This is a genomic window from Clostridium sp. OM02-18AC, from assembly GCF_003481825.1.
Taxonomy (GTDB): Bacteria; Bacillota; Clostridia; order Lachnospirales; family Lachnospiraceae; genus Brotaphodocola.
Genome location: NZ_QULW01000007.1, coordinates 1 through 19,001 on the forward strand (window position 1 = coordinate 1; position 19,001 = coordinate 19,001).

General features: G+C 49.3%; 19 protein-coding genes and 1 pseudogene. 14 read left to right on the plus strand and 6 right to left on the minus strand.

The genetic code is table 11. From position 1 onward, the window contains the following. Together DXB18_RS06330 and DXB18_RS06335 are read left to right on the plus strand one after the other, a co-directional pair. Positions 1-106: pseudogene (locus tag DXB18_RS06330) on the plus strand (D-2-hydroxyacid dehydrogenase); the annotation flags it as partial. 337 nt (positions 107-443) lie between these two features. Next, complete coding sequence (locus DXB18_RS06335) at positions 444-1,817, plus strand: NCS2 family permease (protein WP_118706655.1); 1,374 nt, start codon at positions 444-446, stop codon at positions 1,815-1,817. Positions 1,818-1,906: 89 nt separating this feature from the next. Here the strand turns inward: DXB18_RS06335 and DXB18_RS06340 are convergent, their stop codons facing one another. The 5 genes from DXB18_RS06340 to nuoE form a co-directional block, all read right to left on the minus strand. Next, positions 1,907-3,655: an NADH-dependent [FeFe] hydrogenase, group A6 gene (locus tag DXB18_RS06340; protein ID WP_118541620.1), complete on the minus strand. Its 1,749-nt coding sequence runs from the start codon at positions 3,653-3,655 to the stop codon at positions 1,907-1,909. Positions 3,656-3,667: 12 nt separating this feature from the next. Then, on the minus strand, positions 3,668-5,455 hold the full coding sequence (nuoF, locus tag DXB18_RS06345; RefSeq protein ID WP_118706657.1) for an NADH-quinone oxidoreductase subunit NuoF: 1,788 nt from the start codon (positions 5,453-5,455) through the stop codon (positions 3,668-3,670). Between the two features lie 12 nt (positions 5,456-5,467). Continuing rightward, positions 5,468-5,845 carry a (2Fe-2S) ferredoxin domain-containing protein gene (locus DXB18_RS06350; RefSeq protein ID WP_118541624.1) on the minus strand — a complete coding sequence of 126 codons (378 nt, stop codon included), beginning with the start codon at positions 5,843-5,845 and terminating at the stop codon, positions 5,468-5,470. Between the two features lie 94 nt (positions 5,846-5,939). Continuing rightward, complete coding sequence (locus DXB18_RS06355) at positions 5,940-6,497, minus strand: sensor histidine kinase (protein WP_118706659.1); 558 nt, start codon at positions 6,495-6,497, stop codon at positions 5,940-5,942. Positions 6,498-6,500: 3 nt separating this feature from the next. Continuing rightward, the gene (gene nuoE / locus DXB18_RS06360) at positions 6,501-6,995 is read right to left on the minus strand and encodes an NADH-quinone oxidoreductase subunit NuoE (protein WP_118706661.1); all 495 of its coding nucleotides are present in this window, start codon (positions 6,993-6,995) and stop codon (positions 6,501-6,503) included. A gap of 281 nt (positions 6,996-7,276) precedes the next feature. Between nuoE and DXB18_RS06365 the strand changes: the two genes are divergently transcribed. The 7 genes from DXB18_RS06365 (at position 7,277) to DXB18_RS06395 (ending at position 13,903) form a co-directional block, all read left to right on the plus strand. Further along, complete coding sequence (locus DXB18_RS06365; RefSeq protein WP_118706663.1) at positions 7,277-7,624, plus strand: DRTGG domain-containing protein; 348 nt, start codon at positions 7,277-7,279, stop codon at positions 7,622-7,624. Further along, positions 7,624-8,049: an ATP-binding protein gene (locus tag DXB18_RS06370; protein ID WP_118706665.1), complete on the plus strand. Its 426-nt coding sequence runs from the start codon at positions 7,624-7,626 to the stop codon at positions 8,047-8,049. Before DXB18_RS06365 ends, DXB18_RS06370 begins: the two co-directional genes overlap by 1 nt. An 86-nt stretch (positions 8,050-8,135) precedes the next feature. Beyond that, on the plus strand, positions 8,136-9,473 hold the full coding sequence (locus tag DXB18_RS06375; protein WP_118706667.1) for a [Fe-Fe] hydrogenase large subunit C-terminal domain-containing protein: 1,338 nt from the start codon (positions 8,136-8,138) through the stop codon (positions 9,471-9,473). Between the two features lie 53 nt (positions 9,474-9,526). Next, the gene (locus DXB18_RS06380; protein ID WP_118706669.1) at positions 9,527-9,877 is read left to right on the plus strand and encodes a hypothetical protein; all 351 of its coding nucleotides are present in this window, start codon (positions 9,527-9,529) and stop codon (positions 9,875-9,877) included. After that, the gene (locus DXB18_RS06385; protein ID WP_118706671.1) at positions 9,874-10,656 is read left to right on the plus strand and encodes a PHP domain-containing protein; all 783 of its coding nucleotides are present in this window, start codon (positions 9,874-9,876) and stop codon (positions 10,654-10,656) included. The genes DXB18_RS06380 and DXB18_RS06385 overlap by 4 nt, the downstream gene beginning before the upstream one ends. 148 nt (positions 10,657-10,804) lie before the next feature. Beyond that, positions 10,805-12,130, plus strand: coding sequence for an SLC13 family permease (locus DXB18_RS06390; RefSeq protein WP_118541640.1), 1,326 nt, complete (start codon positions 10,805-10,807; stop codon positions 12,128-12,130). Between the two features lie 42 nt (positions 12,131-12,172). After that, entirely contained in the window at positions 12,173-13,903 is a 1,731-nt protein-coding gene (locus DXB18_RS06395; protein WP_118706673.1) for a PHB depolymerase family esterase, read from the plus strand. On the opposite strand, the gene DXB18_RS06400 is transcribed toward DXB18_RS06395, so the two are convergent. Beyond that, positions 13,892-14,842, minus strand: a complete 951-nt coding sequence (locus tag DXB18_RS06400; RefSeq protein ID WP_182430495.1) for a LysR family transcriptional regulator — start codon at positions 14,840-14,842, stop codon at positions 13,892-13,894. The two genes, DXB18_RS06395 and DXB18_RS06400, sit on opposite strands and share 12 nt — an antisense overlap. A 231-nt stretch (positions 14,843-15,073) precedes the next feature. On the opposite strand from DXB18_RS06400, the gene DXB18_RS06405 reads away from it, so the two are divergent. From DXB18_RS06405 to DXB18_RS06420, 5 genes are all read left to right on the plus strand, one after another. Beyond that, positions 15,074-15,379 (plus strand): UxaA family hydrolase, encoded by a 306-nt coding sequence (locus DXB18_RS06405; RefSeq protein ID WP_118706677.1) that lies wholly within the window; start codon positions 15,074-15,076, stop codon positions 15,377-15,379. A gap of 17 nt (positions 15,380-15,396) precedes the next feature. Then, positions 15,397-16,557, plus strand: a complete 1,161-nt coding sequence (locus tag DXB18_RS06410) for a UxaA family hydrolase (protein ID WP_118706679.1) — start codon at positions 15,397-15,399, stop codon at positions 16,555-16,557. An 18-nt stretch (positions 16,558-16,575) separates the two neighbouring features. Further along, a complete protein-coding gene (locus DXB18_RS16540; protein ID WP_243103237.1) occupies positions 16,576-17,244 on the plus strand; it encodes a cation:dicarboxylase symporter family transporter in 669 nt (222 codons plus the stop codon). Next, on the plus strand, positions 17,150-17,611 hold the full coding sequence (locus DXB18_RS16545; RefSeq protein WP_243103240.1) for a cation:dicarboxylase symporter family transporter: 462 nt from the start codon (positions 17,150-17,152) through the stop codon (positions 17,609-17,611). The genes DXB18_RS16540 and DXB18_RS16545 overlap by 95 nt, the downstream gene beginning before the upstream one ends. Positions 17,612-17,814: 203 nt before the next feature. After that, on the plus strand, positions 17,815-18,930 hold the full coding sequence (locus DXB18_RS06420; RefSeq protein ID WP_118706681.1) for a polysaccharide deacetylase family protein: 1,116 nt from the start codon (positions 17,815-17,817) through the stop codon (positions 18,928-18,930). Positions 18,931-19,001 lie beyond the last annotated feature (71 nt).

The window sequence follows — 19,001 nt, forward strand, 5'->3', positions numbered from 1 at the left end:
CTCCTGGGCAACCAAGGAAGCACGGGAACGTATCATGAACACGACAGCTGAGAACATCAGGTCTGTGATCGATGGTGCTCCACAGAACGTGGTAAACAAGTGTTAGAGGGAACTTCCATATCGAAGTTATCTAAAATCCTGTTGATCTGTGATCGCCGCGGGAGATGAATTCGGCAGGCTTTTGACCGAATGTCAGCGTAAAAGGATTAGCTGTTTTCATAATTTACTCCTTATTTATTTATATGTATTTATTTTAAAATAAAATATTTACTTATATTTATTTGTATTTATATATAGCTATTATGGCAAAACGGTAAGAATATATGTAAGTAAAGTCTTATCAGAAAAACATCAAAAAATGTAGCAATTTATAAGGATAGATGATAAAATAGGGACAGCGTTAGAAAACTGTAACATGTTGTTCTTACTAAAAGGAGGGTCTTATGAATCTGGAAAAGCTATTCCATCTCAAAGAAAACCATACCGATGTAAAGACTGAGGTCATGGCCGGTATTACCACGTTTATGACCATGGCCTACATCCTGGCAGTCAATCCCAGTGTATTAAGTGCATCTGGCATGGACAGCGGTGCCGTGTTTACAGCAACGGCACTTGCCTCGGCAATTGCAACACTGCTTATGGCAGCATTTTCCAATTATCCGTTCGTGCTGGCACCGGGTATGGGGCTGAATGCTTATTTTGCTTATACGGTTGTCCTTTCTATGGGTTACACCTGGGAAATGGCACTTGCAGCAGTATTTGTAGAAGGTATCATCTTCCTGGCATTATCCTTAACCAATGTGCGTGAGCAGATCTTTAACTCCATTCCGATGAACTTAAAATATGCAGTATCCGCAGGAATCGGTCTGTTTATTGCATTCATTGGTTTGCAGAATGCTAAGATTGTTGTGGACAGCGCAACCCTGGTTGGCATGTATTCCTTTAAAGCTTCGGTAGCAAATGGACTGTTTCACAGTGAGGGCATCACCGTGCTTCTGGCTTTGATCGGTGTGCTGATTACCGGAGTCCTTCTGGTAAAAGGTGTGAAGGGCAACATTCTCTGGGGAATTTTGATCACCTGGGCACTCGGCATTGTATGTCAGCTGACTGGTATTTATCAGGTCAACCCGGATGCCGGCTGCTACAGCCTGCTCCCGGATTTCTCCAACGGAATTGCAGTTCCGAGTCTGGCCCCGACCTTTATGAAAATGGATTTCAGCCGTGTGGCTTCTCTGGATTTTGTAGTTGTAATGTTTGCTTTTCTGTTTGTAGATATGTTTGATACCCTGGGAACGCTCATTGGTGTGGCATCCAAGGCAAACATGCTGGATGAACAGGGACGCCTGCCGCGCATCCGCGGCGCGCTCCTTTCCGATTCTATCGGTACTGCAGTTGGTGCAGTACTTGGTACTTCTACCACAACCACTTTCGTAGAGAGTGCATCTGGCGTGGCAGAGGGCGGAAGAACCGGTCTGACCGCAGTGGTATCTGCGATCCTGTTTGCATTATCCCTGTTCCTGTCCCCGATCTTTTTGGCTATTCCGTCCTTTGCAACGGCACCGGCTTTGATCGTAGTAGGATTTTTGATGCTGACCTCTATTCTGAAAGTCAATTTTGCGGATTACACGGAGGCCATTCCGGCTTACATTGCAGTCATTGCAATGCCGTTTATGTATAGCATTTCCGAAGGAATCGCTATGGGGGTTATCTCCTATGTGGCCATCAATCTGGTAACCGGAAAGGCAAAAGAGAAGCACATCACGCCGCTGATGTATGTGCTGGCTGTGCTGTTTGTATTGAAGTATATTTTACTGTAACACATAACAATTTAAGTATATGATAAGGGCCGTGTGAGTTGTCGAAAGGCAACTCACACGGCCCTATTAAAGTGAATCAAATTGTTATTTTAGATTTCGTTCACTTTCCTCTTCACATATGTGGTGTGCAGCAAATGATGTGCCTTCTCACTTCCTGGTTCGCCGAGGAACGTTGCGTACAGCTCCTGGATGGCCGGATTCTCATGGGATTTCCGGATCGGGTTGTTTTTATCGGAGTCGTAGAGGACTTTTGCACGCAGGCCGCGAATATCGACGGTGTTGCGTACATAGCCCGGCTGCTGCGGCTGGCCGCCGCCGTTGATGCATCCGCCCGGGCAGCCCATGATCTCGATGAAGTGGTAGGCTGCTTCGCCGGATTTGACTTTCTCGAGCAGCTTCTTTGCGTTGCCGAGACCGGAGGCGATGGCGACTTTGACTTCCAGTCCGGCTACCGGGTAGGTGGCTTCCTTGATGCCTTCCATGCCGCGGACATCGGTGAAGTCCAGGTTCTTTAATTCCTCGCCGGTGAGCGTCTCGACTGCAGTACGCAGTGCAGCCTCCATAACACCGCCGGTTGCGCCGAAGATGACAGCAGCACCGGTTCCAAGACCGAGCGGTGCGTCGTATTCTTCGTCTGGAAGTGTGTTGAATTTCAGGCCGACTTTGCGGATCATGCGGGCAAGCTCTCTGGTGGTCAGGGAGTAGTCAACATCCGGGACGCCGTTTGCGGCTTCATCCGGCCGCTGAATCTCGAATTTCTTTGCGGTACACGGCATGATGGAAACAGACACGATGTCCTTCGGATCCAGTCCCATCTTTTCTGCGTAGTAGGATTTGGCGATGGCACCGAACATTTGCTGTGGGGATTTGCAGCTGGAGAGGTTCTCGGTCATATCCGGGAAGTAGTGTTCGCAGTATTTGATCCAGCCCGGGGAGCAGGAGGTGATGAGCGGAAGCACGCCGCCGTTCTGCACGCGGTCTAAGAATTCATGCGCTTCTTCCATGATGGTTAAGTCAGCGCTGAAGTTGGTGTCGAATACCTTGTCAAAGCCGATGCGGCGCAGCGCAGCTGCCATCTTGCCCTGTACGTTGGTGCCGATCGGATAACCGAATTCTTCGCCTAAAGCTGCGCGGACAGCCGGGGCGGTCTGCACGATGACATGTTTCTTCGGATCTGCGATCGCTGCCAGAACTTCGTCCACCTGGGATTTTTCCTGCAGGGCACCGGTCGGGCAGACTGCGATACACTGGCCGCAGGAGACGCAGGAGGTCTCGCCCAGGCCCATGTCGAAAGCAGAGCCGATAAAGGTAGCAAAGCCACGCATGTTGGCACCGATGACGCCAATGCCCTGTACCTTTTCGCAGACTGCAGAGCAGCGGCGGCACAGGATACATTTGCTGTTGTCGCGGATCATGTGAACGGCACTGTCGTCAATCCTGGACGGGGTGCGCTCACCATCGTAATAGCCTTCGTCGGTCACGCCGAGTTCTTTACAGAGCTGCTGCAGCTCGCAGTTTCCGCTGCGGACGCAGGATAAGCACTTGCGGTCGTGGTTGGAAAGTAAAAGCTGCAGGGTTTTTCTGCGGGATTCCAGTACCTTCGGGGTATTGGTCCATACTTCCATGCCTTCATTGATCGGATAGACGCAGGAAACTACCAGGCTTCTTGCGCCTTTTACTTCTACCACGCAGATACGGCATGCGCCGATCTCGTTGATGTCTTTTAAAAAGCAGAGTGTCGGAATTTCAATGTGCGCCAGTCTTGCTGCCTCCAGAATGGTGGAGCCTTTTGGAGCACTGACTTCTATGCCGTTAATTTTGATCGTAATATTCTCCATATCCATCCTCCATTACTGTTTGTAGATTGCGCCGAACTTACATTTCTCCATGCAGGCACCGCACTTGACGCACTTGTCGGTGTCGATGATGTGCGGATTCTTGACTGTGCCGATGATGGCGCCAACCGGGCAGTTTCTTGCACACAGGGTACAGCCCTTACATTTGTCTGCGTCGATGTGGTAGGAGAGCAGGGCCTTGCAGACGCCTGCAGGACAGCGTTTCTCTTTGATATGTGCCTCGTACTCATCGCGGAAGTAGCGGAGGGTGGAAAGCACCGGGTTTGGAGCCGTCTGGCCAAGACCGCAGGCGGAGTTTTCCTTGACGTAGTAGCAGAGCTCTTCGAGCTTGTCTAAGTCTTCCATGGTTGCGGTGCCCTTGGTGATCTTGGTGAGGATCTCCAGCATGCGCTTGGTGCCGATACGGCACGGTGTACATTTGCCGCAGGATTCTTCAACGGTGAACTCCAGGAAGAATTTTGCGATGTCTACCATACAGTCGGTCTCGTCCATAACGATGAGGCCGCCGGAGCCCATCATGGAACCGATGGAAATGAGGTTATCGTAGTCAATCGGGATATCGAAATGCTCCGCCGGGATACATCCGCCGGACGGACCGCCGGTCTGTGCCGCCTTGAACTTCTTGCCGTTCGGGATACCGCCGCCGATCTCCTCGATGACTTCGCGCAGGGTGGTACCCATCGGAATCTCGACCAGACCGGTGTTGTGGATTTTGCCGCCCAGGGCGAAGACCTTGGTGCCCTTGGATTTTTCGGTACCCATGGAAGCGAACCATTCCGGACCATTTAAGATGATCTGCGGGATGTTTGCAAAGGTTTCTACGTTATTTAAGATGGTCGGTTTGCCGAACAGGCCCTTCTGTGCCGGGAACGGAGGACGCGGTCTTGGCTCGCCGCGGTTGCCTTCGATGGAGGTCATGAGGGCGGTTTCCTCGCCGCAGACGAATGCTCCGGCACCGAGACGCAGGTCAATGTCGAAATCGAAGCCACTGCCGAAGATATCTTTGCCTAAGAGCTCCATCTCGCGAGCTTGTTTGATTGCAATTTTCAGTCGTTCAACGGCAATCGGGTACTCTGCACGCACGTAGATGTAGCCCTGGCTTGCGCCGATCGCATAACCGGCAATCGCCATAGCCTCCAGGACAGCGTGCGGGTCGCCCTCTAAGACGGAGCGGTCCATGAATGCGCCCGGGTCACCCTCGTCGGCGTTACAGCAGACGTACTTCTGGTCGGCATCGTTCTGCTTTGCAAGCTTCCATTTGAGACCGGTCGGGAATCCGCCGCCGCCGCGTCCGCGCAGGCCGGAATCTAACAGGCACTGGATGACGTCGTCCGGAGTCATCTCGGTGAGAACTTTACCGAGGGCAGCGTAGCCGCCGGTTCCGATGTACTCTTCAATGACTTCCGGGTTGATGATACCGCAGTTGCGAAGTGCGATGCGGTGCTGCTTCTTGTAGAAGTTGGTGTCGATAAGAGCCTTGACGCCGGCCGGGGTAACGGTCTCCTGGTAAAGAAGACGGGTAACGACACGTCCTTTTAATAAGTGCTCCTGAACGATCTCAGGAATATCTTCTACCTTGACCATAGAGTAGAAGCTTGCGTCTGGGTAGACGATCATGATCGGACCCAGGGCGCAGAGACCATGGCATCCGGTCTGGACAACGGAGACTTCCTTTTCCAGTCCGGCTTTTTTGATCTCTTCTTTTAAGGTTTCCATAATCTGCTGGCTTCCGGAGGAGGTACAGCCTGTTCCGCCGCAAACTAATACATGTGAACGATACATCCGCTTTCCTCCTTATTTCAGATCTGCTGAATTTAATGTGTATTCTTCTACGATATGTCCGCCGATGAGGTGGCGTTCCACAACCTCGGCTGCCTTGTCTGCATTCATCTTAATGTAGGTGATCTTCGGTTTGCCAGGTTCCATGACCTCTACGATCGGCTCATACTGGCAAAGACCGATGCATCCGGTCTGGGTAACGGAAACTTTATCGGTCAGACCTTTTTCCTGAACGAGTGTGGAAAGGGTGTTAAGGACCGGTCTTGCGCCGCTGGCAATGCCGCAGGTAGCCATGCCGACCACAACGCGGGTGTGGGTGTGGTCTTCCGCACGCATGCTGACCTGACTTTGCATTCTCTCGCGGATCGCTCTTAATTCTTCAAGACTTTTCATGCTAATGATTCCTCCTGTTCTGACGGGGGCTTTTTTGAAAACAGGTCTGTGCATCGCTCGCAATGAGTGTGCCATTCCGACCTGCAATCCAAATTTAATAAACAGCTCCTCCGTCGGTTTCGAGTTTGTTTTCTGTCAGATAATCCCTGATATAATTGGAAATTTCAGGTGCGTCAAAAGGAACGCCGCCCAGGATTTCTCGCATTTCGCGGGTGTCGAGCGTGAATTCATTTTGACGATAACGGTAACGGTAGAGAAAATCGGTATCCGGGTGCCCGAGAATCAGGGTGTGGATGGTGGCAGTCATGTCGCCAAGCGGCATCCGGTCGATGTGACCGAGTGCAAAGACCGCGGTGACCGTGGTTCCTTTCCCGGGTTCCGACTCCATCCGGAAGCTTCCGCCGGTGCTTTCCGCAGCGAGCTTGAAAAAAGGAACACCGAGCCCCACTTTTCTGGTTGTGCGGCTGGTGTAGAATGGGTCCGTGACCCGCTCTAACTGTTCGCTTGTCATGCCGCAGCCGTCGTCAGTAATGATGACGGTCAGCCTGTCCGTTTCCGGCTGGATATCTACCGTGATCCGGATGAAAGATGCGCCTGCCCGGGTGGAATTTTCTGCTACATCAAGAATGTTCAAAGAAATTTCCGGCATCATAGGCTACTGGTATTTGGCAAGGATGCCAGGAATATCGTCCGGGGTAAGCCGTCCGTAAACTTCGTCGTTGATCATCATGACCGGAGCCAGTCCGCAGGCGCCGACACAGCGGCAGGAATCCAGGGAAAAACGTCCGTCCGGGGTGCACTCCCCGTTGCTGATGCCGAGCAGTTCTTCCAGTTTGGAAAAGATCGCACCGGAGCCTTTGACGTAGCAGGCTGTGCCTAAGCATACGGAAATCTGATATTTGCCCTTTGGCTGCAGGGCAAACTGGGAATAGAATGTGGAAACGCCGTAGATTTTTTCTAACGGGATTCCGGTTTCGTCGGAAATCATAGTCTGGACTTCGATCGGCAGATAGCCGTAAATTTCCTGCGCCTGCTGCATGATCGGCATCAGTGCGCCTTTGGTGTCTTTCAATTCAGCAATCACCTTTTTCAGAGCCGCTTCCTGCTCGGGGGTTCCGCTGAAAGGAACACATTCTTTTTTACAAGCCATGGTAACCCTCCTCCTTATTGCTATTGTAAAATGTTTATAATATCTTAACATGAAGATGAAAAAAAATCTACAAATTTTCTGTGTTAATTTAAAAACGCAATTCATCTTTTTGTTGATTATTAACAGAAAAGATGATATTCTTACCTTGGAAATATGTTTAGTATGACAAAAATGTGACGAAATAAAACCTGAAAAAATGACGGAAAATGGCTAAATCAATATGGCCGGTTATAGCCATCTGCGATCATTTACAGGTATCCTATGACAGGGGGAATCTGCTTATGACAGCAAGAAATGTTCAGAAAATCCTCGGGGCGAGAGTCCTTACGGGAGAAGAATTTCTGGACCGTGAGATCACAAGCGCCTGCGCATCCGATATGATGAGCGATGTGCTGGCTTTTTCCAAAGATCATTCGGTCCTCATTACAGGACTGTGCAATCCGCAGGTGATCCGGACTGCAGAGATGTTAGACATTGTGTGTGTGATCTTTGTCCGCGGAAAAAAACCAGATGAGACGATTCTCTCCATGGCAAAAGAACGTGAACTTATTGTCATGGAAACGGGGCATCGTATGTATTCCACCTGCGGTATGCTCTACCAGGCGGGATTAGGCGGAGGTGCAGTCTAATGGAAAATGCGATCGTATTACAGTATCATATCTCGGCAGATGACTTTACCCGGGCGGGAGAGGCCAGCAGTGATGTGAAAGGGAAATTGAAGCAGCTTGGCATCAGCCCGGCGACCGTACGCAAGGTTGCCATTGCCATGTATGAGGGCGAGATCAATATGGTGATTCATGCAAAGGGCGGTGAGATCACGGTAGAAATCACGCCGCAGAAGGTCCGGATGATCTTAGATGATGTAGGTCCTGGCATTCCGGATATTGAGCGTGCCATGCAGGAGGGCTATTCCACGGCGCCGGATGAGGTACGAAATCTTGGTTTTGGAGCAGGAATGGGACTTCCGAATATGAAAAAGTATACCGATGATATGAAAATAGAGACAGAGCTTGGCGTCGGAACCAAGATTACGATGGAAGTATTACTTGGGTGAGCATGTGCCGGGTGGGACTGGAAAAATCCCGCTGCTGCTGTACAGCATGCGAACGGCAACAAAATGATAGTTGGAGGTGAGAACGGATGGATAAGTTTTACCATTCCGTACGTCTGGATGAGGACTTGTGCAAAGGCTGCATCAATTGCATCAAGCGCTGCCCCACCCAGGCCATCCGCGTGCAGGATGGAAAAGCCCGGATCAACAAAAAGTTCTGCATCGACTGCGGAGCCTGTATCCGAGTATGTCCGCATCATGCAAAGCATGCGGTTTATGATCCGCTTGAGGAAATGAATCGTTTTCAATATACGGTGGCGCTTCCGGCTCCTTCTTTATACAGTCAGTTTAACAATCTGGATGATATCAACATTGTGCTGCACGCCCTTTTGCGGATGGGATTTGATGATGTATTTGAAGTGGGCGCTGCAGCGGAGCTGGTCAGCGAAGCAACCCGCTCTTACATAACCGAACACGAAGAACAGCTGCCTCTGATCAGTACGGCCTGTCCGAGTGTGGTACGGCTGATCCGGGTGCGGTTTCCGAATCTGATTCCGCATCTTTTGCCGTTAAATCCGCCGGTGGAAGTGGCAGCGGGACTTGCAGTGAAGCGGGCTATGGAAAAAACAGGACTTCCAAGGGAAAAAATCGGAATCTGTTTTCTTTCCCCATGTGCGTCCAAGGTGACTTATGCGAGATCGCCGATCGGAATGAAAAAGAGCGAGATCGACTGTGTGTTTGCCATTAAAGATGTATATCCACAGCTTTTAAAATATATGAAGCAGGTGGAGGAAGATCCGGAAAATATCAGCATTTCCGGCAAGATCGGCATCAGCTGGGGACACAGCGGCGGCGAGGCCGGAGGTCTGTTTACGGAGAGTTATCTGGCGGCAGATGGAATAGAAAATGTCATCCGGGTGCTGGAGGACATGGAAGACCAGAAGTTTACCGATTTAAAATTTGTTGAGCTGGATGCCTGCAGCGGCGGCTGCGTGGGAGGAGTCCTGACGGTAGAAAATCCGTACGTTGCAGAAGTAAAACTCAAGCATTTGCGCAAGTATATGCCGGTGGCAAGAAGCCATATGGATGCAGAAACCGAGACAGAAGCAGAAAATTTGCTTTCGTGGACAGAAACCGTTGAATATGAGCCGGTCTACAATTTAGGCGAAAGTATGATGGAGAGTTTTGCCCGTTTAAGCCGAATTGAGGCTTTGAGCAAACAGCTTCCGGGACTTGACTGCGGTGCCTGCGGGGCGCCATCCTGCAGGGCACTTGCGGAGGATATTGCAAAAGGCGAGGCGAAGGAAGAGGACTGTGTTTATGTGCTGAAAGAGCGGATGCAGAAGCTTCTGGAGGAACAAAACCGTGAGAAAAACGAAAACATGGGTGAAAACACGGACCCAAACACAGAGAAAGGAAATGTCTGAGTGACAGAATGTGCAGAAAAGACTGCCATCAGAACAGGCAATAAGGAGGAAATATGAACGTCAAACATCTTCTTGAGAGTGGAAAATTTCAGGTGATCCATGCGGGCGATGAGCCGGAACGGGAAATTACGACTCCGTTTTGCTGCGATCTTTTGAGTGTGGCTATGGGAAAGGCCCCGGCGGGCTGTGCCTGGGTCACGGTTATGGGAAACATGAACACGCTGGCGGTGGCAACGCTGGCAGATGCAGCCTGTATTGTTTTGGCAGAAGGAGCAACGTTGGATGAAACGGCAAAAAAGAAAGCAGAGCAGCAGGACATTACAGTGCTGGCTACGGAACTTCCGGTGTTTGATGCGGCACTCTGGATCTGGCAGCAGATGCAGGGTGGGGAGCAGAAGTCATGAACCGGGATGCGCATGCGGTGCAGGAACAGAAAAATCTGTCAGAACGATGTTCAGATTGCGTAACATTGAGTTATGACCTGCACATCCACTCCTGCCTTTCTCCCTGTGGGGACGATGACATGACGCCGGGCAATATTGTGGGAATGACAGCGATCAAAGGGCTGGATGTGATCGCAGTGACAGACCACAATTCCTGCAAAAACTGTCCGGCGGTCATGAAGCTGGCGGAACAGTATGGAATTCTGGTCATTCCGGGCATGGAACTGACCACGGCAGAGGAAGTTCATGCAGTCTGCCTTTTCCCGGAGCTTTCCGCTGCGCTGGAGTTTGACCGGTTTGTCTATGAAAAACTGATAAAATTTCCAAACCGGGAAGACATCTTTGGAAAGCAGCAGATCATGAATGAGGAAGACATCTGCATCGGTACAGAGCCGAATTTGCTCATCAACAGTACAACGCTTTCCTTTGATGAACTCTGGGATATTGTGGCTGGGCAGTATGGTGGCGTCATGATCCCGGCGCATATCGATAAAAATGCCAACAGCCTGCTCTCAAACCTGGGCTTTATGCCGCCGGAAAGCCAGTTTCGAACGGTTGAGCTGCATGACATGACAAAACTTTCCAAACTGCAGCAGAACAATCCGTATCTTTTCCAGTGCCGCACAATCTGCGATTCCGATGCGCATTATCTGGAGCATATCCATGAGGCAGAGTATACCATGGCGGTGAAGGAACGCAGTGCGGCTGGGGTGATCGCGTATCTGAGGGGAGAATTGTAATCGTAATAATATGTAAAATTTTCATGTGCATAAAATGAATTTATAATAAAATAAAATCTATAAATTTGATTTTAAGCAGGCAGATTCCTATAATGTAGCTAAAAGTAAAAACACCATAGATAAATTTATGGGGAACAGGAGAAGAGTCATGAATCAATTATTAGGAATCTGCCTTGTCATTTGTCTTTTGACAATCCTGGGTTATGTCTGGGGGAAAATGACACTTGGCACAGTTGCGGCGTGCAGTATGCTTTTGTTTCTGCTGACAGGCTGCATTTCAGCGAAGGATGCATTGGGCAATATTGGAAACAGCAATGTCATTATGGTGCTCAGTATGTTTGTAGTATCCGCTGGATTTAACAAGACACAGTTTGTTAAGATGATCGGACGAAGTGTAAACGTACTGTCTAAGGGAAGCATTACAAAAGTTATGTTTGGCTTTATCTTTGCATCCGTCCTTGCGGCGACTTTAACCGGAAGTGCGGCAGCAGCGTTTTGTATTATGGCTCCGATTGTGGCAGCGAGTTGTGAGGAATTACATATTAGTCCAAGCAAAGTTACGTTCTGTGTTGGTCTTACCTGCATCGCAGCTTGTGGAATTATTCCGGTAGGCGGATCACTTGCGATGTTTGCAGAATTAAATGGATATATTACAGCAAATGACTACGCAGAGTATCAGCTGGCTGTCACAGATCTTTTTAAAGGACGCTGGATGAGCCTTGTGGTACTGGTTATTTATTGTGTATTCCTTGGCTATCGTTTTTCACCGGAACAACCTGTGATTCAGATGGAAAATGGAGCAGATCTGGCTGCAAAGAATAAGAAAGCAGAAGCGTTATCTCCTGCTAAAGAAAAATGTGGATATCTGGTATTCTTTTTGGTAAGTCTGGCATTGATTTTCAACACGCAGTTGAATGCAGGTTTACAGGCGGTGGGTCTGGCACCGTTGGCTTCCTGGGAAATTGTACTTGCAGGTGCTGTGATCATGGTTTTGACTGGCGTTCTTTCCAGTAAAGAAGCATTTGCGTCTGTTCCGTGGGATCTCGGTTTTTTGATTGCAGGAAGCCTTTGCATGGGATCTGCCCTGGCGAATACTGGTGGTGGAGATCTGATTGGTGGAGCCATTGCTTCGGTTGCAGGAAAGCTGGGGAATCCGTATCTCGTAGGTGCTGTATTTTATCTGGTTCCGTTTTTCCTCACCCAGATCATGCAGAACCGTACGGTTATGGCAACGTTCCAGCCAATCGCGATTCTTGCATGTAAGGGTATGGGGGTAAGCTGTGTTGGACCGGTGCTTCTGATTGCATCAGCCTGCTGTACCGCATTTATGACGCCAATGGCAACTGCGTGTGTTCCGATGATTATGGATATCGGTGGATACGATGTGAAGTCTCAGTTGAAGCAGTCCGTGTTTCCGGCGATTCTTTTATCGTTGGTAAATATTTTCTGGATCATGACGGTATATCCGTTCTAAGCAGAACAGCGATTACAAAATATAATATGGAGGCAAAGAAATATGGAAGCAAAAACATTTCCTTCCTGCATGGAAGATCTTGAGGTAGATCTGATGCATCCAAACCGGACGCTGGTCCATGGTTTATTTGAAGAGCATACGCTGGTTCATGGCACACCGCGCAGATTTCTCACGTATATTCCGGAAAATCTGGAATACTGTCAGCCATGTCTGGTAACCGCAATTCCTTCCGGGGTGCATCCGGAAGCATATCTGGAAACTTCTGGTTTAAAAGATTTTGCAGAGGAAAAACAGCTGTTTCTGCATGTGGCTTATCCGGAGGATCATTGGAATCCGGACGGAAGTGATGCAGATTATCTGAATGCGATTTATGTGACGATCCAGGCGAGAGACTTTTACATTACTATGCAGGATAATATTTATCTTTGTGGAATCGGGGATGCTTCGTTTGCAGCGCATCAGGCAGCAAAACGCATGGCCAGTGAGTGGAGCGGACTGATGACGTTCGGCGAGCTGAATGGAAATCTTACTCAGGATGCACCGATATTGCATGGGGAGGAAAGCCAGGGCGAAGTAGAACTGAAAATCATGGGAACGAGGGCACAGCTTCCGGTCTGGATGCGGATATCAGAACGAAACAGCCGGGAGAATTGTTCTGCGATCGCATACTGGAAAGAGCAAAATCACGTGACCGGAATCGCATTGTCCGGAGGTGGGGCAGATGAAATCTGGGCTCCGACTCCGGTCAGGGTCCGCAGTGAGGTGAATGAAGAGTATATTGCGCAGGTACGGGTTGCAGTTGGAACAGAAGATTTTTCCGTGAAGCACATAGAACAGGCATGGGAGTATATTGGCCTGGCACGTCGTCACAGAGGACAGGGCAGAAAGTGTCTGCGTTATTTCAAAGACCCGATTGCCTGCGGGGCAGTGAAATGGGAAAAGAAGGTGGACGGCATCATGCGTACCTGGTATGAATATGTGCCGTCCAGCTGCACACCGGATAAAACATGGCCGCTTGTTTTTGTATTTCATGGACGCGGAGGTACCGCAGAAACCTTCTTTGACCTGAGTGGAATTTCCGCTCTTGCAGAAGAACGACAGTTTATTGCCGTAATCCCACAGGCTGGAATTTACCAGCAAAAAGAGCATGGATTAAGAAATGTGCTGGTTTGGTGCGGGGAATATCAGGGAAAGTCGATCGACGATGTGAAATTTATCCGGGAGATTTATGCAGATATCCAGACCCGCTATGGCATCGACCAGAGTCGTGTCTATGCCATGGGACAGTCCAGCGGCGGGATGATGAGCGATGTGCTTGGCTATGCAGCCGGAGATATTTTTACTGCAGTGGCGCCATGGTCTGCTTTGCGTTCAAACGATATCATGAAAACGAATTATCAGCCGGGCAGCCGGACCGTTCCGACAATGTGGATTTACGGAGACCAGGATTTTTTATGTGCTTCGCATCAGGAAGATCCGGAATTGCCGTTTTCACCGGCACTAAGTATGCGCATTGCATTCATGGAAAAGATTAAGAGCAGGCATCTGGATATTTCCAGAGTGGAAAGTTGGTCGGATTGCCCCATCACCTGGTATTCTTTCCCAAATGAGCAGGGCATTCCGATGCTGGTGGCTGGTGTGGTGTCAAATATGGTCCATGCCAATTATCCAGAGGAAAGCTGGATCTCCTATGACCAGTTTTTGTGCCAGTTTACGAAAGATGAAGAAGGAAATACGTATTATCGCGGGAAAAAAGTGATCTTACAATCGTGAATTTTTGTAATATTCCTGGAACAGCGCAATAAAAGCCTTCTGCGCATTGGAAAGATAGTTTTTTCCCGGAGTTACAATATCAAAGACACGGGATGCAAGCGGAGAATCAATTTTGTAGTACACCATTTCCGGGTGTTTTCCAATAACCATCCAGTCGCTGATGAGGGTAGCTCCGATTCCGGACTGCGCCAGGTGGTAAGCGGTGACCAGCTGGGAAACCTGCATGGCAACCGGAGGTATAACGCCTGCTTCCTGAAAAAGAATCTGGGAGCGGCTGTACAGGTTGTTTCCGGGAGAGAGTAAAATAAATGGGGTATCAGCAAATGCTTCCATCGTGACAGCCGGACAATTTTCTTCCAGATAACGGTGGGAAAGAATATCGCCGGTGGTAAGCGCAGCCTTTCTCAAGTGGTCGTTGACTGGAAAACGGGTAGAGACAGCCAGGAGGATCGTGTCTTTGAAACCTGGAACCCGGCGTAATTTATCATGAGAATCTGGTGTACAGTTAAAGGTCAGGTCGATCAGATCTTCTTTCAGCATATCCAAAAGTTCATTGGACCCGGCTTCGGTCAGCTGCAGATCGATGCCGGGCCATTTTTTTTTGAAATCTGCAATGACCGGAGGCAGAATATAAGAATTAAAATAATGGGATCCTCCGACACGCAGATTGCCGGTTTTAAGAGACGTCAGGTCTCCAAGCTGTTGGGCCAATTCGTTTTCCAGGTGCATGATCTGACGGATTTTTTCAATATAAAGTTTTCCAGCCTCTGTTAATTCCAGAGGCTTTTTGTCGCGGTTAAATAAAGGCATGCCGATCTCAGTTTCTACTTTCTGGATGGAAATACTGAGGGCGGGCTGGGTCATGTAAAGGGATTCAGCGGCTTTGGAGAAGCTGCCTTTCTGATATACGGTATAGATATATTTCATTTCCTGCTGCATAAGATACCTCATATAAAATTGATTTATAATAAAATAAAAACGATAAATTTGATTTAATTATAGCGCGAACTTATAATAAGGACAACAGAAAAAATAAAAACCTGACACAAAACGATGATGGTATCAGGGGCAAAAAGATTGGAAATCCGTTGGAAGCTTGTGCACAAGACAATTTTTGAACCCAACATCATATTGTGTCAAAACCGGATAATTCGGAGAATAGGAGTCGAGATGAAGATTGATGCAATTATGCTGGATCCCAAAGACAACGTAGTGACCTGCGTGCGGGATGTTGCGGCTGGCGAAATGGTTTGCTACCGAAATGGAGATGCGTTCCTGAATGTGGATGCGAAAGAAAATATCCCATTCGGACATAAGATCGCACTGGAGGAAGTTGCGAAGGAGGCAGAAATTTATAAATATGGAGAGCTGATCGGAAAAGCAATGTCTCCGATCGGAAAAGGCTGCCTGGTAGATCACAAAAATATTTACAGTGTTCCGCGTGATTATGAAAGTGAGTATGTGTCGGAGGCATAAAAATTAGGAGGAAAGTTATGAAATTTATGGGTTATCGTCGTTCAGATGGACGTGTAGGAATTCGAAATCATGTATTAATTTTACCGGCTTGTGCCTGCGGAAGTGAATCCAGCCGCATTGTGGCTAGTCAGGTAAGAGGAGCCGTTAACATTGTGTTTAACACGGGCTGCTCCGATGTTGCTGCAAACACGGCAATGTCGCAGAAAGTTCTGACCGGTTTTGCCTGCAACCCGAACGTATACGGAGTTGTGATCATCGGACTGGGCTGTGAGACTGTTCCGCATAAAGAATTGAGAGAAAAAATTCAGGCCATGACCGACAAACCGGTGGTATCGTTTGGTATCCAGGAAGAGGGCGGCACCTTAAAGACCATTGAAAAAGCAGTGCGTGCTGCAAGAGATATGGCTGCACAGGCAGCGCTTGTCCAGAAAGAGGAGTGTGACATTTCCGAACTGCTTATGGGAATCGAGTGCGGCGGTTCTGATGCAACCTCTGGAATCGCTTCCAACCCTGCAGTAGGAGAACTGAGCGACCTTCTGGTAGATCTTGGTGCTTCCACCATCATGAGTGAGTCGATTGAGTGGATCGGCGGTGAGCATCTGCTGGCAAAGCGTGCGGCAACTCCGGAAATCCATAACCAGATCATCAAAGTATGCGAAGATTATGAAAAGCATTTGAAGGCAGCAGGTCAGGATTGCCGTGCCGGACAGCCGACACCAGGCAATAAGGCTGGCGGTCTTTCCACTCTGGATGAGAAGAGCCTGGGCTGTATCCGCAAGGGCGGTACCAGACCGATCGTAGAAGTGCTTGAGCAGGCAGAACGCCCAACGAAGCACGGCGCTATCGTTATGGATACGGCAGGTTATGATATTTCTTCCGTAACATCCATGGTAGCAGCAGGATGTGCCTGCGTTGTCTTCACGACCGGACGCGGAACCCCAACCGGAAATGCGATTGCTCCGGTATTGAAGGTGACCGCAAACAAACGGACTTATCAGATGATGGAAGACAATATGGATGTCGACTTAAGCGGCATTATGGATGGAACCGCTACGATTCAGGAGAGCGGAAAAATGCTGTTAGAAGAGATCAATCAGGTTTGCAATGGAAAAATGACAAAAGCAGAGGCATATGGTTTTTCTGATATCGCAGTAGACCATGTATGCCGGTTTGTCTAGGAAGGCGGAGAAAATGCGATGAATCCGATTAAGATGTGGAACAAATTAAGTCTTTTTACAAAAATCATGATTGGTTTTGTATTGGGAATCGCAGCAGGTGTCATTTTGGGCGAATCCGCAACGAAACTTGCATTTCTGGGAACCATCCTGACAAGACTTCTGACTATGGTAGTTGCGCCGCTGGTTCTGGGACTTCTGATCTGTGCAGCAGCCGATGTGAAAGATTTCAAGACACTTGGTAAGATTGGCGGAAAGACGCTGGCAATTTTCCTTGGCGGTACTGCTGTAGCGGTAGCCATTGGCCTGGTACTTTGCAACGTGATGCAGATCGGTGCGGGATTTGTCATGGAAACGCAGGCAGCTTATGATGCAAAGGAAATCCCGAGCATTGCAGACACGCTGATGAACATCATTCCGACCAACCCATTCAATTCCTTAAGTGAGCAGAACCTGCTGCAGATCATTTTCTTTGCTCTTCTGCTGGGATTCTCCCTCATCAAACTGGGAGACAAGGGGGCTCCGGTACTGGATTTCTTCCGCGCATGGACCGAAGCATGGAAAGAAATCACCAACATTGTTATTCTTTGGCACCATGAAAGAAGCAATTCTGTTCGTATTCGCAACCTGCTCCAGTGTAGCAACCATTCCTCTGAACTTAAAATGTACCAAGGCACTTGGTGTCGATGATAAGATCGCAGACTTCGTCATTCCCTTCGGCGCAGTCATGAACATGAATGGTACGGCAATTTACGAGGCAGTTGCAGTTATTTTTGCATCCCAGGTATTCGGCATCGAACTCACTGTGACCCAGCAGATCATGGTTATGGTGACTGCAGTCCTGGCATCTGTCGGTACAGCAGGAATCCCGGGATCCGGTCTCGTCATGATGACAATCGTTCTGAATGCGGTAAACCTTCCATTAGAGACGATTGGTCTGTTAGCCGGAATCGATCGTATTCTGAATATGGCCCGTGTTATTCCGAATATTGTCGGTGACGCAGCGGCAGCAGTTGTGGTAGCAAAGAGTGAAGGTGCTTTGCATCCGCAGAAATAATCTAATAGTGAAATCCCATTTTTGCCAGGGGCATTCCGTGAAATTGCGGAATGCCCTCTTTTTTGCAAAGTCTTAATAATTCATTACAAAGCAGGTGAAATGGTTGCCTCAGTAGTGAATTTCGATTAAGATAGAACTCAGATAAGACAGCAGTGATGCAGCTGAATCATTATGATACAAGAAGATAGAGGAGGAATGGGAAAATGAAACTCAAAAAATGGATCACACTGGGGGCGGCCCTCAGCTTTTTACTTGCAGCGCAGCCTGCATATGCAGCGCCGGTGGTTACTGCAGGCGTAAATCAGAGTGTGCAGACTCCGGAAGAGGCAGCACAGGAGGCAGTTCAGTCATCCGGCGTTGTTGCGGGAGAAGCGCCGACTGGTGCAGGGCAGTCATCTGCACCGGCACCGGCAAATGCATCCAGTCAGGCGCCATCGGCAGCAGAAACGGCTCCGCAGTCAGATGGAACCAGCATTCAGCAGTCCCCGACCATCGTATCCGGACAAAACCAGACCGCAGCGCCGGCAACAGCAGACAATGGTGCATCTTCTGCGCCGGTTTCTGCTGGCGAGGTAACCGGTATCCCGGAGGGACCTGGCGGCATTAAGAGTGACCCGGTGACACCGGTTCTGCCGGAGGAGCAGGCAGCACAGGAAGCAGCCCAGGCGACAGACGCCGGACAGGCTGCAGCACAGCAGGCAGGAAGCGTAGACCCGTCCAGACCGATGGTGGCCCTGACCTTTGATGATGGTCCGCAGCCATCGGTCGGCAACCGCATTATGGACTGTCTGGCACAGTACGGCGGCAAGGCAACCTTCTTTATGGTAGGGGAGCGTGTCGGTTCTTATAAAACAGAGGTGCAGCGTATGGTGGCAGAGGGGCACGAGGTGGCAAACCATACCATGAACCACAAATATCTGCAGAAGCTGGGAGCTGCCCAGATCCAGGCACAGGTCAACCAGGGAAATGATGCGATTCAGGCAGCCTGCGGCGTCCGCCCGACCCTGCTTCGTCTCCCAGGCGGAAACCACAACGCTACGGTTATGGCGAATGCCGGAATGCCGATGATCCAGTGGAATATTGATACACTGGACTGGAAAACCAGAAATGCAGATAAGACGGTAGCAGCAGTGCTGAATCATGTGAAAGATGGAGATATCATCCTGATGCACGAGCTTTACGGTGCGACTGGCGATGCGGTTTTGCGGATTGTGCCGGAGCTTCATAAGCGTGGCTTCCAGATGGTGACTGTAAGCCAGATGGCAGCGGCGAAGGGAAAGACGCTGGAGGCTGGAAAGATGTATTCCAGTTTCAACTAATTAACCATTTGATTCACTTTAATAGGGCCGTGTGAGTTGCCTTTCGGCAACTCACACGGCCCTTGTCATAT